General features: G+C 41.8%; 12 protein-coding genes. 6 read left to right on the forward strand and 6 right to left on the reverse strand.

Going from position 1 to position 15,787, the window contains the following annotated elements; translation table 11 throughout:
* Positions 1-22: 22 nt before the first annotated feature.
* The 3 genes from QR722_RS12550 to QR722_RS12560 form a co-directional block, all read right to left on the reverse strand.
* Complete coding sequence (locus QR722_RS12550; RefSeq protein ID WP_286283201.1) at positions 23-2,242, reverse strand: TonB-dependent receptor; 2,220 nt, start codon at positions 2,240-2,242, stop codon at positions 23-25.
* A gap of 201 nt (positions 2,243-2,443) precedes the next feature.
* The gene (locus QR722_RS12555) at positions 2,444-3,241 is read right to left on the reverse strand and encodes an IclR family transcriptional regulator domain-containing protein (RefSeq protein ID WP_286283202.1); all 798 of its coding nucleotides are present in this window, start codon (positions 3,239-3,241) and stop codon (positions 2,444-2,446) included.
* Between the two features lie 82 nt (positions 3,242-3,323).
* A complete protein-coding gene (locus QR722_RS12560) occupies positions 3,324-4,448 on the reverse strand; it encodes a CaiB/BaiF CoA transferase family protein (protein ID WP_286283204.1) in 1,125 nt (374 codons plus the stop codon).
* Positions 4,449-4,647: 199 nt separating this feature from the next.
* Here QR722_RS12560 and QR722_RS12565 point away from each other — a divergent pair, with 199 nt between their 5' ends.
* From QR722_RS12565 to QR722_RS12585, 5 genes are all read left to right on the forward strand, one after another.
* Positions 4,648-5,436, forward strand: a complete 789-nt coding sequence (locus QR722_RS12565; protein ID WP_286283205.1) for a citryl-CoA lyase — start codon at positions 4,648-4,650, stop codon at positions 5,434-5,436.
* A 20-nt stretch (positions 5,437-5,456) separates the two neighbouring features.
* Positions 5,457-6,062 carry an NAD(P)H:quinone oxidoreductase gene (wrbA, locus tag QR722_RS12570; protein WP_353506885.1) on the forward strand — a complete coding sequence of 202 codons (606 nt, stop codon included), beginning with the start codon at positions 5,457-5,459 and terminating at the stop codon, positions 6,060-6,062.
* 113 nt (positions 6,063-6,175) lie between these two features.
* Entirely contained in the window at positions 6,176-7,591 is a 1,416-nt protein-coding gene (gene leuC, locus QR722_RS12575) for a 3-isopropylmalate dehydratase large subunit (RefSeq protein ID WP_286283206.1), read from the forward strand.
* On the forward strand, positions 7,591-8,184 hold the full coding sequence (gene leuD, locus QR722_RS12580) for a 3-isopropylmalate dehydratase small subunit (protein WP_286283207.1): 594 nt from the start codon (positions 7,591-7,593) through the stop codon (positions 8,182-8,184). The genes leuC and leuD overlap by 1 nt, the downstream gene beginning before the upstream one ends.
* A gap of 21 nt (positions 8,185-8,205) precedes the next feature.
* Entirely contained in the window at positions 8,206-9,048 is an 843-nt protein-coding gene (locus QR722_RS12585) for a delta-class carbonic anhydrase (protein ID WP_286283208.1), read from the forward strand.
* 180 nt (positions 9,049-9,228) lie between these two features.
* Here the strand turns inward: QR722_RS12585 and QR722_RS12590 are convergent, their stop codons facing one another.
* Positions 9,229-9,447 (reverse strand): cold-shock protein, encoded by a 219-nt coding sequence (locus tag QR722_RS12590; RefSeq protein ID WP_286283209.1) that lies wholly within the window; start codon positions 9,445-9,447, stop codon positions 9,229-9,231.
* Between the two features lie 473 nt (positions 9,448-9,920).
* On the opposite strand from QR722_RS12590, the gene QR722_RS12595 reads away from it, so the two are divergent.
* Complete coding sequence (locus tag QR722_RS12595; protein ID WP_286283210.1) at positions 9,921-12,632, forward strand: CHASE domain-containing hybrid sensor histidine kinase/response regulator family protein; 2,712 nt, start codon at positions 9,921-9,923, stop codon at positions 12,630-12,632.
* A gap of 97 nt (positions 12,633-12,729) precedes the next feature.
* Here QR722_RS12595 and QR722_RS12600 read toward each other — a convergent pair whose 3' ends face one another.
* Positions 12,730-14,736, reverse strand: a complete 2,007-nt coding sequence (locus QR722_RS12600; RefSeq protein ID WP_286283211.1) for a hybrid sensor histidine kinase/response regulator — start codon at positions 14,734-14,736, stop codon at positions 12,730-12,732.
* Between the two features lie 250 nt (positions 14,737-14,986).
* Positions 14,987-15,697: a winged helix-turn-helix transcriptional regulator gene (locus QR722_RS12605; RefSeq protein WP_286283212.1), complete on the reverse strand. Its 711-nt coding sequence runs from the start codon at positions 15,695-15,697 to the stop codon at positions 14,987-14,989.
* Positions 15,698-15,787 lie beyond the last annotated feature (90 nt).

Here is a 15,787-nt window from a genome sequence, read left to right on the forward strand (position 1 = left end):
GTTTTAACTGAACTTATATATTCTACATTTCAAAATTGTAAGTATAGGTTAGCCCATAAATTCTTGGGCGAGCACGATATATAAAGCCTCCAGGCGACCATTCAGCATTGTATTGTTTGTCAGTTAAGTTTTTAGCCCACAACGCCAGTGACCAGTTTTCTGCTTCGTAGGTCACCCTAGCATCCAATAGATTAATAGGATCACGAGTCGTTGATTCATAAATGTCAAAGTTCGTCTCACCTAGTCTTTGGTAATCTAGTCGCCAAACTAAACTCGATATTCCATCATTCAAATCCTGGGTATATTGTGCACCTAAATTTAGAGTCGTTTTTGAAACTGCGGGGGTCTGATTGCCAATCGCAGAAGGGTCTCCGTACTCTTTAATCTCACTATCAACGTAACCAAAACCTGCTACCAATCGTAATCCGGGAAGAGGCGTTGCGTTAATATCAAATTCAAACCCCTGTAAACGTGCTTCAGGTATAACACCAATATTTTGTGTTGAATTTTGCTGTAAGAAAACGAAGAAAGGTGTGTTTTCGCTTTCGGTCGAATATAATGCGAAACCACCTCTTACGTTCATATCGGGTAGGGTAAACTTGCCTCCAACCTCAAAAGTTTTCGCTGTCTCTGCATCGTAAAACTCTTTTATACCGAAAATTCCTGCACTACCCGCTATAGCATCTGATCCCGTTTGATTAAATCCACCAGACCTAAAGCCTACACTGTAGCCGCCATAAGCGGTAAATTCATCAACGGGCTTATAGGTGAAAGTTAGTTTGGGTTGCCATTGACCAAAATCCCGCTTTTTAACTTCACCTTCAACGCCCACTTCAAATCCGGGCACATTGGGGATGAATGCCTGAGGCGTTTGCGTCAAGTTTTCCCGTTCATCTTTATCGTAACGTAGTGATGTATCAACCGACCACTGTTCATTAAATTCGTATGATGCATTAGCGAAAAACGCCCAAGCAAAATTGTTTCGTACATCAGATAAAAAGTTTAACTGTGGATTGGCTGGGTCTAAACTAATCCAGTCAAGAGGTGCGGAAAAACCAACACCAGTATCTATGCGAGCCCCATTTTGTTGCAACTGCTCGGTGTCAACTACATAAGCACCATAGATGTATTTAAATTTTTCATCATCTGAAGAGGTATAGCGAATTTCTTGGCTCCATGATTTAGATCCAAAATTGGAAATTTGACTTTGATCAAAACCAGCCAAATTAAATAGAAAAGATTCTTCAATAGGTAAGTAGTCAAACGCATCTCCCGCTATTAACTCTTTGCTACGGTCATAAGCGGTTATTGAAGTCCAGAATCCACCATCTTCCTCTGTATAGGTTATTTTCACCGAGCCTCCATATAAGTCCCGGTCGTTAATTCCAGCATTGTTGGTTCTAGGAGATAGTATTGTATTTACGTCAGAAGCGATTCGGTAGTTAAATGGTTGAGTTTCCAATGCACTGTAGTAACCTCTGAAATCAACTTCAAGTTTATCATTCACATACCAAACAACTTTCCCTCGAAGTGAAATATCTCTCAGTGGGTCAGAATCTTCGCCCAAATAAGTGTTTTCTATGTAACCATCCGTATCATAAAATGATCCCGATAAACGATAAGCCCAGTTTTCTCCACCCGGTCCGCTCACCCCTACTTGCGCCCTGAAGCCAGGTCCATTATCCACACCAAGTTTAATTCGCCCCTCTGCATACTCGGCTGGATCCTTGGTTGATATTACAATAGCACCACCAATTGCATTTCTGCCGTAGAGCCCTCCTTGCGGACCTTTTAGCACTTCGATTTGTTCTATATCAAACAACTCCTGCTGAAATTGCCCCGCATCAGTTTGCTGTACACCATCTATTATCACGGCGACTGATGGTTGTGTATCTCTGTTCTGAGAAATCCCTCTAATAGTAATAAACGCCATGCCTGCATTTTGTGTTTCTATTAAGGTTACATTTGGCGTTAGACTGATAAAATCCGCTGGACGCTCAATCCCTGCTCCCTGAATATCAAAATCTGTAAACGCAGTTACCGCCACAGGCGCATCCTGAAGGCTTTGGGTTCGCCTCGTACCTTTCACCATAATGACTTCGACATCACTAGTTTGATCAGCCTGCTCACCAATATCTTGCTGCTCTTGTGCGAAAGCTGTTGTGGTACCGAACAAACCAATAGCAACCAAAGTGCTTAGTAAAGTTTTATTTGAAATATACTCAAATGCGGATTCAGGCATGATTTTCTCCTAGCGAGTGACCTGGATTAGTAGTTAAAAAAGCACACAAAACGTTACTTTTTTTTAACCTTTCCTTTACATTACTATCTTCGATTAGCGAATACAAGTTCGTTAATCGAATTTTATTCATTATTTATATAGCGGTTTGGAGAAGATAAAAAAAAAGCACTCAATGAGTGCTTTAGATGATGTATACCGAACTTAATTTTTTAACAATGAATGTAACAATATTGGCCATTTGCTGAGGGCATACTGGATGTCCTTAGCTGCCACTTTAAGCAATGGAAGACGCGTTCTGACAAGTTCATCTTGCGCGATTCTTGATGCGCCAGTAGAACAATTTATTGCAGCCAAGACATTACCGTTGTCATCGAAAACCGGAACAGCTACTGAAACCAGGCCATAATCTAATTCATTCAAGACTGAACAATAACCTTTCTTTTTTATGTCAATAAGCTGCTGTTTGAGTGTGTCTTTTGACGTAACAGTAAGATCTGTAAAGCGCTTCAATTCAGCACGCTCAAAATATTCGACAGCTCTGGTTTCCGTCATGTAAGCAAGTAACACTTTTCCCATTGATGTTGCGTGGGCGGGAAATCGAGTGCCCACTCCAGCATTCAATCTTATATGTCGATTTGTTGGAATATGGGCTAAATACAATATGTCTTCGCCAGATAGGACTGAAATTGAAGAGCTATCTCCAGTTTCATCCCGAACTCTTTGCAAATGCTCACCTACAACTGAGTCAATACTGGCAGAAGCTAAAAATGCGGAACCAAAAACCAATACTTCAGGCGTTAAAAGAAACTTTTTCCCCACCTTTACAACATAACCGAGTTCAACAAAGGTATTTAAGCACCTTCTAGCTACCGCCGGACTCAAATTTGTAGCAGCCGCCACCTCGCTAAGTTGCATTTCGGGTTGAGACTTATTGAATGAGCGCAGCACAGTCAAGCCTCGTTCTAGTGTTGTTAAGTATTCAGGGTTTTTCTCTTTCAAAATATTGTATTAACCTTTCCAATCATTAATGCACAGCACTATAGCAAAATTGAATTGCAAGGCAATTTATTCAATATTCAAATTAGCCATTAAACTCCTGGCCATTGTGTTCCCCTAGTACCGGAGGGGCTAAAACGTCTAGATTCGCCTCGCCATTAAAGCGTAAGGGCGATCTAACGGTTTTAAAAATACCCTTCTGTGGGTGCTCAGTTTGCACACATAGATTCATATGGATTGCTTGTGGTGTTTCCAGCGCTTCCTTGGAATTTAGGACAAGTGAATGAGGTACTTCAATTTCTACCAGCCTCTCACACCAATATGACGACGGTTTTGCAAGAAATAATGGCTTGAGAAACTCAACCACTTTATCATAGTTCTCTATACGAGACTCTCTACTTGCGAACTCAGACCGACTTAACATATTTGGATGGCCCACAGCCTCTGCTAGACCCGTCCAAAATTTTGTTGGTGATGACATGTGTAAGGCGATCCAACGTTTATCTTTACATTCAAACACGTAGGATTGGGATACATTAGGTCTACTTTCTGGTCCCATGATTAAATCTGCGGAAAGGTAATGGGTAAAGTCATCCAAATTAAAGTGGCTCATTGCTTCCAACATCGAAATCTCGACTAAGCAGCTTTCATTTGACTTTTGCCGCGCAAACAATGCTGCCAAAATCCCTTGTGATGCATAAAAGCCTGTGATTGCGTCAGCAATGGCAGGACCAACAACCCGAGGGTTGGCAGGATTGAGTAATAAACGAAGAAATCCAGTTGCGGCTTGAGCTACAGTATCAAAAGCAGGTTTCAATGCGTCAGGTCCATCAGGACCAAACCCTGAAATTGAGCAGTAAACTAATTTGGGATTTATTTGTTTTAAGCGTTCATAGTCAACTCTGAGTTTCTTGGCGACGCCGGGGCGAAAATTTTCGATAAATACATCAGCTTGTCTAATTAGCTTATCGAATTCTTCAAGATCTGAGTCAGACTTTGTGTTGAGTTCAACACTACGTTTATTGCGGTTATAGGTTTGAAAATGAGGGCTATACAACTCGCCGTTAAAAGCTCTGAAGGGGTCCCCAATTTCCGGCCTTTCAACTTTAATTACATCCGCACCAAGGTCTGCTAAAAACATACCAGCGGCAGGCCCAGTGATGAACGTTCCCATTTCAACGACATTTACATCCGATAGCATTTTAAACATGTTTGAGTCCTCAGTGTTATGTTATTCATTAAATAATCTTATTACTTGAAGAGACTACTCCCTTTACTTACTACGGATAATGATATATCTTTCGATTATCGAAAACAAGTTCGTTAGTCGAATTAACCAAATTAGTGATTTCAACAAATACTAAGCCCAGCAGAAATTAAAGTGAACTTCAAAATAGCGAGAAGCAGCAATGAGAATTGGAAAGCAAGATAATGCATATACTAGCATTTGTACTTCTACTGCCGAAAATATTACAGTCCGTGGTTATGATCTTTGTGACGATATAATTGGGGAAATAGATTTCACCGCATATTTTTGGCTATTAGTTTGTGGAAAGTTACCTGATGAAAATCAAAAATATTTTGCTAATGTGGTGCTAGCTTCAATAGCTGAACACGGCCTTGTGCCCAGTGTAGTGGCAGCTAGGATGACATTAGCAGCGGCGCCAGAGGCTTTTCAAGGCGCAGTTTCCGCCGGACTCAATGGCTGCGGCTCAGTAGTGCTTGGTAGCGCAGAAGTTACTGGTCGTTTTCTATCCGAAATTGTTAATGAGGCTCAAACAGATGACCTCGAAAAGGTTGTACACAAAGCGCTGCTTCAATTAAAGGAGCAGAGCCGTAGAGCTCCAGGGTTTGGTCATCCACTCCACTCTTCTGGGGATCCCCGGGCAAACCTTATCCTCAAACTTGCCAAGGAAAAACAGGTAGAAGGCCCTTACATTGAGGCACTTTATGAGATTCATAAGCTTATCCCTAGTGTGTTTGGAAAATCACTACCTATAAATGTCAATGGTGCGATTCCTGCAGTTATGCTCGACGTCGGTTTTCCCCTGAGCGCATTGAAAGGTATCTCTTTGCTTGCCAGAACCGCGAGCTTAGTGGCTCATTTGGAAGAAGAAAATCGTAATCCGATTGGGTTTATCTTATCAGGCAAAGCCGCTGAACATATTCAATACAATGGACAATTAAAGAAACCCTAACAGCAACTGGAGTATCAATAGTGAAAACACTAATTTTATATTATTCAACTTATGGACACATTGAGGCTATGGCCCAGGCAATAGCAGAAGGAGCTCGCTCAGTACCCGGCTCCGAAGTAATAATAAAAAGAGTGCCTGAGTTAATGCCGGAGGCAGTAGCAAAATCGTCAGGTGCCAAGCTTGATCAAGCAGCTCCAATTGCCAGCGTAGATGAACTTCCCGAATACGACGCAATTATTATCGGCACTCCTACTCGATATGGAAGAATGGCAGCTCAAATGGCTAACTTTCTAGATCAAACGGGCGGTTTATGGTTTCAGAATGCTTTAGTCGGAAAAGTTGGTAGTGTATTTACCTCTACAGCAAGCCAACATGGCGGTCAAGAAACGACTCTGATCTCAACTATAGTTAATCTGCTCCACTTGGGAATGACTATTGTCGGTGCACCATATACAGAAAAAAGACTAACTCAAATAGATGAAGTAATGGGAGGCACTCCTTATGGTTCATCCACTATAGCAGGTGGCGACGGGAGCAGGATGCCTTCTGAAAATGACCTTGAAATTGCCAAAAGTCATGGCCGCCATGTTGCGTCAGTTACCATGTCAATTGTAAAAGGTCGCTAGTCTCAATATTCCATTCAAAAAGACGTGACCAGCAACCTGAAATTTATGAATTACCATGACTTCAAATCCTGGTCCCTACCTTTATTTCTGGCATTTAATTTGGGATATAATGAATGAATTCAGCAAAAACAATGTATGAAAAAATATGGGACACACACATTGTTGCATCCCACAATGCAGAAGCAATACTCTACATAGACCTACACTTAATTCATGAAGTTACTTCACCGCAAGCATTCGAAGGTCTTAGAGATAAAGGCAGATCCATTCGAAGGCCTAACTTAACGATTGCAACTATGGATCATAGCATTCCAACTACATCAGCTTCGCTGGAAGATTGCTCACCTGAGAATAAAGCTCAACTAACAATGCTAGAGTACAATTGCCAACAGGCAGACGTAACACTATTCCCATTAGGCCACCCTAAACAGGGCATAGTGCATGTAATTGCTCCAGAGCAAGGATTAATCCTTCCGGGAATGACTGTCGTTTGTGGAGATTCCCACACATCTACTCATGGTGCTTTTGGTGCGCTAGCCTTTGGCATTGGTACCTCTCAAGTTGAACATGTTTTGGCCACCCAAAGCATTCGACTTTTAAAGTCCAAAACTTTGAAGATTACATACACTGGTAAAAGAGGAACCTTTATTTCTGCTAAAGACGTGATTCTTTATACTTTGGGTATAATTGGTAACAATGGCGCTACCGGATATGTCATTGAGTACTCAGGAGAAATAATTGAACAAATGAGCATGGAAGAACGTTTGACTATGTGTAACATGTCCATAGAAGCTGGTGCCAAAAGTAGCCTCATCGCGCCGGACTGCAAGACCTTTGCTTACATCAGAAAGGCACTTCCGTTAATATCAGATCGTGACTGGGAGCAAAAAATAGCACAATGGTCTTTACTAAAAAGTGACAGCAACGCTGTGTTTGATAGGCACATCAGCATTGATATCAGTGGGGTCACTCCACAAGTTACTTGGGGCACCAACCCTTCGCAAGTTATTGGGGTTGATGGGTACGTACCGGATCCTTCGGTAAATCAAACTAATGAGAAAATAAAAGAAGCCAAAGACGCGTTAAACTATATGAATCTTAGTATTGATTCAAAACTAGACCGAACAACCGTCGACCATGTGTTTATTGGTTCATGCACAAACAGTCGTATCGAAGACTTAAGAGAAGCAGCTAAGATTGCAAGCCTTGGCAAAGTCGTTTCTTCTGTAAAGGCTATTGTTGTACCAGGATCCGTAGCTGTCCGGGAACAAGCAGAAAAGGAAGGATTAAAGGAGATTTTCGAATCTGCCGGTTTCCAATGGCGCCACCCCGGATGCTCCATGTGTCTAGGTATGAATGATGATGCCCTGAAGCCGGGAAATCGCTGTGCATCGACAAGCAATAGAAATTTCGAAGGCAGGCAAGGCAGAGGAGCAAGAACACATTTGATGAGCCCCGCAATGGCAGCTGCAGCAGCAATTACGGGAAAGATTACTGATGTCAGACTACTGGTAGAGGAGAATACTTAATGGCCTATTTCAATATAGAAAGTACAGCCATTCCCTTAGATTCATCGAATATCGATACTGACCAAATAATTCCAAAGCAATTTATGTCTAGTACTAGCCGCAGTGGTTACGGAAAAAACTTATTTTTCAATAATCGTTATATCGATGGCGACTACTCAAAGCCTAACAGCAACTTCATACTTAATTCACCATTTCTTAAAGAGTCACAAATTTTGCTTAGTCGAGAAAATTTCGGCTGTGGTTCGAGCAGAGAGCATGCACAATGGGCGCTCAGAGGTTTCGGTATAAGAGCAATCATTGCCGTTAGTTTCGCTGATATTTTCTATCAAAACTGTATTTATAACCAAATTCTGCCGATTTCATTAAACGCGAGTGACATAGATGTACTTATTCAATACTACAAATCCTATTGTGGAAATGTTTTCGTAAGCTTGCAAGAACAGTCGGTCAAACTTCCCGTTGGAAATTACGTTCAATTTCAGATATCACCAGAAGATAAAGATATTTTATTAAATAATCTAGATTCAATTTCAATAACAGAAAAATACCAAACAGATATATGCCGATTCGAGAAATTAAAACCGGTAGGATAATTAATACTTGACCACTACACAATGAAATTGTTACCCGTTATTGGATTTGTAAGTGTCACTCTGACGTCAAGTTTTGTGTTAGCTGATAATATGTCACATTCGAGTGACGAAAACGCAGTTGAAAAACAGCGCGCTATGTTACAAAAAAACACTCACAACAAAGGATTCGGCCCACAATCGCCAAGAGATATCGACGCTGTTTCTGGTAACAACAAACGCATATTTTCTGCTGCTCCAGACTACACTCAAATGAATCTATGTAACATACACTTTCACAAATCTGCTGAGCATAAAGGCGGCGAGTTTAGCAAAGATGCTGGAAATGGAACTCTTGTAGGTTTTGACTACAGTGGCCAGCTAAGTCAGGCAGAGATTGCGCCTATTTCACAGCCAGTATGCCAAAAAGGACATAGCAGTTTGTCGCCCGGCGATACTATTGAAGTCCACTACGTACACAGTTCTGCACAGGTTAAGCCCGGCCATACTTTAAAAGCTTGTTTGAGTGAATCCTTTATCAACCCACAATTACGGGTTGAAACTCAAGTCTATGTGGTAGTGAATGATCAACAGGCAGGTGATTTTGGCAAGCTTACTGACTTTGAGTTAAAAGATGGTTTATATCAATCTAAGAACATTCCTAACGATACCGGTACTCCGATTGAGTATGCTGGCTCGACGACAGGCCCCGATTACAATGAAAAGGCTTCGCCAATTCAAGTCACTTGGAGCGTGCGCCCTCAAGTTGCAAAGGTAAATATTGAATCAGTTGGAAATTGGTGTGAAGGAAATGAGTTCAAAGAAGATCATGCACATGGTGTGAGAAATCTTGTGATCAACCCTGATCTTTTATCGGTTATTGAATAATAACTAGCATTCAAGTTGTTCGCAGGGATTAAGTCACTTAAGCATCTGCGATGCTAGCTGTGCATTATTTAGAAAGCAAAAAGCCGCTTTAAATTTAATTTAAGCGGCTTTTTTCATCTGTGAAATGCACATCCGCAGATTAGACTATTGTAATCAGCCAACAGATTGATTAACAGGACACTAATTGGTTTCAATACACACTATATTTTCGGCCTGCGGACCTTTTTTGCCTTCGCCAAGTGTAAACTCAACCTTTTGCCCATCAGCAAGGGTTTTATAACCTTCACTGACAATAGCACTAAAATGGGCGAATACATCCGGTCCAGAAGCTTGCTCAATAAAACCAAACCCCATAGACTCGTTAAACCATTTAACCGTACCGGTTACAGTATTAGACATAAAAATTATCCTAAAAAAACTAAAAATGCGCCTTATCGACGACCTTTGAGCGGGAAGAAAACGTAGATTTAGATTGAACCGAACGAAGGATTAAGAATAAAACTGCGAATGCACATAAATAAAACATGACTTTCTCACAAGCCGCCCACCAAAATACCACTGACACTGGCAAATAGCGAATTTTTATGTGCACCCATTTAGTGACTAGATAACCGCCAAATCAACTCATAAATTTACTACCATTAGCCTATTTTAACGCGATATATCAAAGTTTTAGCCGGTTGATATAATTCCTCCCATGGCTATCAAAAAATATAAATTGATACTATACTTTTTCGCTATAAGATTGGGTTGCCCTGTTGGTCGGTTATTAGCTATTGGTTTAGGGCCAAACTAAACCATTCAGCTTCAGACAATGGCATTTTCTCACCGCCATTTTTATCACCTATTATGTAGGTTGGTACAAGGATTAAATGACACATAGCTCAGAAATATCAAATCGTTCATCTAAGCAAATCATAGCTTTTCTATTACTGCTTTTTGTACTTCTAATTGTAGGAGTCAGCACTGCCAGTTATGTAAGTCATTACCAAAATATAGAAAATGAACAACGAATTCAGCAGAGTTTAACCTCACACCTTGAACAAATCAGCCAAGGAGTCGTTTCCCGGGTGACCTTATACCAGTATGGGCTCAGAGGCGTTCGTGGTTCAATCATGTCAGTTGGTCCAGACGGAATCAACTATCAGCAAATGCGTAGATATGCCCTAACCAGAGATTACGTAAATGAGTTCCCTGGGGCGCGGGGATTTGGCTTCATCCGTTATATTCAGCCTGAGCAGAAAGAAAACTTTATCGCCCAAGCCCGTGAGGATAGGCCTGACAATCAGTTCTCCATAAAGCAGCTCACTGCCAATACTGACAGTTTATTTGTTATCCAATATATCTCGCCAGAAGGCCCGAACTTCCAGGCTATTGGATTAGATATAGGCTCTGAAAAAATGCGCCGTCAGGCAGCACTAGATGCCGCTCGACTAAACACTTTACGGCTTAGCGGTCCCATCACCCTAATTCAAGCTAAACAAAAAGCCTTGCATGGATTCTTAATTTTAATGCCTGTTTACACTACAGAAGTAGTGGCAGAAACCGAACAAGGCCGTTTAGAAAATTTAGTCGGCTGGAGCTACGCGCCACTATTAATTGATGAAGTATTAGGGTCACTGATCAGTAGCAATGATGATCTCACGTTAACCATCAGCGATAACACCGAGCAAGCATCCACTACTTTTTTCTCTTACGATAATAGCGATGCTGAGCGAACTGCCTATACTGCAAGTCAGTCAATAGACATTTTGGGCCGCAACTGGCAACTACAACTGGTCGCCAAACAACCTTATATTACCTCTTTACTGCTACCCTCTCCTTCTCTGTCTTTTTGGCAAATCATCGGCATTACCCTATTGATAGTATTGGGCTTATTTACTTTGCAGTTGAGCATATCTCGCAGTAATCAAATCAAACGCCATCGTATCGAGATGGCAATTGAAAGAGAGACTGCTTTAACGACTGCAAATAAAAACTTGGAAAATGAGGTTGCCGAAAGAACCAAAGAAATCTCACGGGTTAGTGTGCTGCAGCGCAGTATTTTGCACGGAGCTGGCTATGCCATTATCGCCACTGATGAAGAAGGCTTAATCACCATTTTCAACCCTGCTGCAGAAAGACTCCTAGGTTATACTAGCGACGAAGTCGTTGGTAAGCATACAGCCGCACTATTGCATTTACCGGAAGAAGTAGTGGCCAGAGCCAAACAGCTATCACTAGAGCTAGGCATGCACATTGAAATTGGTTTTGAGGCTTTTGTGGCAAAGGCCCGTCTTGGCGAGCCTGATGTAAATCGCTGGACCTATATTGATAAGCTTGGGCGTCATATTCCTGTCAGGTTAAATGTCAGCAGTTTATGCGATGATGATGGTCAGACTATCGGATTCTTAGGTATAGCGTTCGATTTAAGTGAGCAAATCAAGCGCGAAAAAGAATTGGCCGATGCGAAGGAACTCGCTGAGCAGGCAAATAGCATAAAATCTAAATTTCTGGCCAACATGAGTCATGAGATCAGAACGCCAATGAATGGCATTTATGGGACCTTGCAACTGTTAAAAAATGAACAACTCACTAGCCAAGGCCAAGATTTGCTCGCCAAAGCGACCTATTCAACTGATGTTCTGATCGTAATAATTAACGACATATTAGATTTTTCTAAAATAGAGGCTGGCAAGCTCACCCTCGAAAATGACACTTTTAAGTTATCGACTATCACAGAGCATTTGATGTCAGACTTATACGTTATTGCGAAACAAAAAGGCATAGCGTTGCGCTTACAACGAAATGTAAGCCATGACTACTGGTTAGGGGATTCAGTCAGAGTACAGCAAATCTTGCTAAATATTATGTCCAACGCCATCAAGTTCACACCATCCGGTGAGGTCACCTGTATTATCGATTACGCACCTGCTAACGACAGCTTAATCTTTACTATAACCGATACCGGCATAGGTATGAGCCAAGGGGTTGTTGACCGACTGTTTCAACGATTTGAACAAGCCGATTCATCGACTACCAGAAAATTCGGTGGCACGGGCTTAGGCTTATCGATTACCCAATCCTTAGTTGCGCTAATGAATGGCGACATTTCGGTGGAGAGTCAGGAAGGAATAGGCTCAACCTTTAAAGTCAGTTTGCCCTTACATAAAGCCCAAGCGAATGAAAATCACGCTCCAGTGGCTAAATCCGACACGTTAGAATTAAATAGCAAAGTTATTTTAGTGGCTGAAGACAATGAAATAAATCAGACCATAATAGAAGCCATGTTGGCCCCCACCAATGCAACCTTGTGGTTTGCGGAGAATGGTCGTGTAGCCATTGATCTAGCCCATCAAAAATCGCCGGATATTATTCTGATGGACATACAGATGCCTGAAATGGATGGCGTTGAAGCCTGCATCCAAATTAAAAGGCAGCAGCCCAATTTGCCCATCATTGCACTTACAGCAAATGTGATGGCCGAAGATATCGCAATGTACAAGCGTGTAGGATTTGATGCCCACGTGGCTAAGCCCGCTGAAAAAGCGAAACTTATCGATGCCATTAGTAATATCTTTAATTCCCCTAGCAAGCATTTATAGGCTCATACTGGATAGCTGCGTTACTGCCGTTTTGCCTAGCAAGAAGGTCAGCGCAGTTTACAAAGCTGACATACAAGGGTAGTTAATAATTAAATCATCAAAATGATTGTAAATCGCCATCAGTCTTGTCGAATACGTTCACTAGGTCGTTCAATACTACCGGCTTGGTGAAGTGAAAATTAAAGCCCGCCTCTTTGGCTAGGCGTATGTCTTCTGCTTGGCCGTATCCGGTTACTGCAATCAACACCCTTTCTTTGTTTTTATCCCGAATATAACTAGCAACTTCATAACCATTAATGTCAGGCAAACCAATATCGAGCAAGACTACGCTAGGATCCACAATATCTATTTGCTCAAGCGCTGCGTGAGCTGTATAGACGGTTGTAACTTCATGACCTTGCATACTGAGTAATTCAGCCAGCGTATCAGCTGCATCACAATTATCATCCACCAGCAATATACGTTTAACATAGCTTTGTTTCGCCGCTAACAAACAGCTTGAATCCTCATCCGGAGCTTCGATAAGGGGTAAGCAAATTCTAAAACTAGAGCCTTTGTCTAATCCTTCGCTCTTTGCTGTAACACTGCCTCCATGCATATTGACCATACGCTGCACGATATTTAAACCTATACCTAAACCGCCCTGTGAGCGATCCAATGAACCTTTGGCTTGTACAAATAAGTCAAATACCTTGCTTAACATATCGCTTTGGATGCCACAACCGGTATCCGTTATTGTAACAATTGCATTAGCGCCCTCCACTGTAAGGTGAACACTAATGCTGCCTCCAACTGGAGTATATTTGACCGCATTGTTGAGCACATTTGACAGACATTGCACCATTCGAGTCAAATCGCCTCTAATAAACACAGGCTCCTGATGGTCGAGAAAACTGACCTCTTGCTGTTTTAATTCAAAGGAATTGTCTAAAGACTCTAGAGCCAAAACCATCAACTTTGACAGATTTAATGGCTCAAATTTAAGGGTAATGCGGTTTTGAGTGATGCGCGAGATATCCAGTAAATCATCCATTAAATGCGTTAATTGGGTAACTTGACGATCTAATATATTGCCGATACTTTGCAACTGGGGATCTTGATGAACAGATTGAGTTAACAACTCGCTGACATTTCGGATGGGTGCCAATGGATTCCGCAATTCGTGAGCCAGCATAGCCAAAAATTCGTCTTTGCGGCGATCGGCTTCATGCAAGGACGCAGTCGCACGGACTCGTTTAGTCACATCATAACCTTGCACCAATATACCAGTAACTTGGCCATCCTCATCAAACGTAGGTTGGTAGACAAAATCGATAAATAGTGGTTCTTGTGAGTTGAGGCTTAGTGGAGTCGCAACCCCCTTGTGTGTCTTACCCATTGAATAAACCTCATCCAATAGCGCAATAAACCCTTGATTGACGACTTCTGGCAAAACCTCTAGAACGGTTTTACCTAAAATGTCCTGTTGGCCAATCATATCAATATAGTTTTTATTGGCATATTCGAAGCGATATTCAGGCCCATTCAATATACACATAAAACCTGGAGCTTGGTCAAACAAAGAACGCCAACGCTCAGTCGCTGTTTTTAACCGTTGCTCGGCTAAAACCTGCTCGGTGGTTTCCGTACAGACAACCAAAATACCACCGACCCCGCCTTCTGATTGGGGATCATCTATAGGGCCATAGCTGTAGGTCCAATACACATCTTCACGGACGCCGTTGCGGGTAATGGGTACCAGTTGATTTTCATGCCAGGTATGTCCCTCACCGGCCAAAACCTGGTTTATTTGTGAACCAATAACTGACCATATTTCTCCCCAGCATTCGCGACATGATTGCCCCAGAGCACTAGGATGGCGCTCTACACCAAGGGAGCGTGAATAGGCATCATTATAAAATTGGATTAAATCAGGTCCCCACCAAATTAGCATGGGATGACCTGTAGAAAGTAATAAACGTAAGCTGGTTTTTAAAGGTTGCGGCCAGTTCTCAGGGCTTCCCAAACTTGTTGCTTCCCAGTCGTAGGCACGGGTCAACGCGCCCATCTTCCCTCCACCAGAGAGAAAACTTAAAGACGAATTTACGACAGAGTCTGGTTTCATAGTCCTACTACTTAGCACACAGTTTAACGTTTGATTAACGAGTGCGATGTTCAACATTTAATATACAAGTTAATCACTGCCCAAAAGTCTCAAATAGAAATTCTAAACAGCGTAACCGAATAATGAGTGAAAACGTTTTGTGAAACGCCAAGCACCCCACGCTCAATTATTCAACGTTGCAGCTGCAAAGTAAAAGTTTTACGGAAATTTTTAATTATCGGATCAGTAATCGGGCCAAATCAAGCTAAGATTATTGTTTAGTGAGCAAGGCTTTAGCGCGTTTTTTGATATGCGCGACACTGCTACAACCTAACCATTGTTGAGCTATGTCTGTGTAGTCTTTAGGTCCGCTTAGTTTGAGGGTTTTGTCAGCGATCGCTTGATCAAAATCGTCCCATCCCATCCATATCTTTGTTAGCTTTTTAGCGCTCACTTCTATTTTAACGTTGACTGAAAAACCACGATTGATATAACACAAATCAACTTCTTCATTTTCGAACACTAACCAATGCTCACTCTTATTTTCTACCACATCAGTGATAAAAAAATGCACAATAAAAGGATCGGGTAACTGTGGAAGTATCTTAACATTGCGTCTTATATCCCACATAAGAAAACTAACATCTACGTTTTCAACTGAAGGTTCGGTTTCTAACCACTCCTGCCCCCAAGAAGCCATTGCAAAAACAACTGACTCTAAAGCCTTACCCGCATCGGTCAACACATAGTCGACTTGGCCACTAGCATGCCTTTCATGACGCACAACTAGCCCTATACTGACTAACTCTTTCAAGCGCGTCGATAATAGTGTTCGAGACATTCGCGGGACACCCCTGCTGATATCATTAAAATTGCTTGAACCAAACAACAATTCTCGAAAAACCAGTAGCGTCCATCGGTTACATAGAAATTCAGCAGACATAGCCAGCGGACAATATTGCCCATAGGAAGTGGTATTCATATGCGGTCCCTCAGCACAATCTTATTACTAACAGCTTAACTCTAATCATGGTCAGCGCAAGTTAGGTAGTGATTTATTTGTACTAGGCAG

The organism is Aliiglaciecola sp. LCG003 (assembly GCF_030316135.1).
In the GTDB taxonomy this organism is placed as follows: domain Bacteria; phylum Pseudomonadota; class Gammaproteobacteria; order Enterobacterales; family Alteromonadaceae; genus Aliiglaciecola.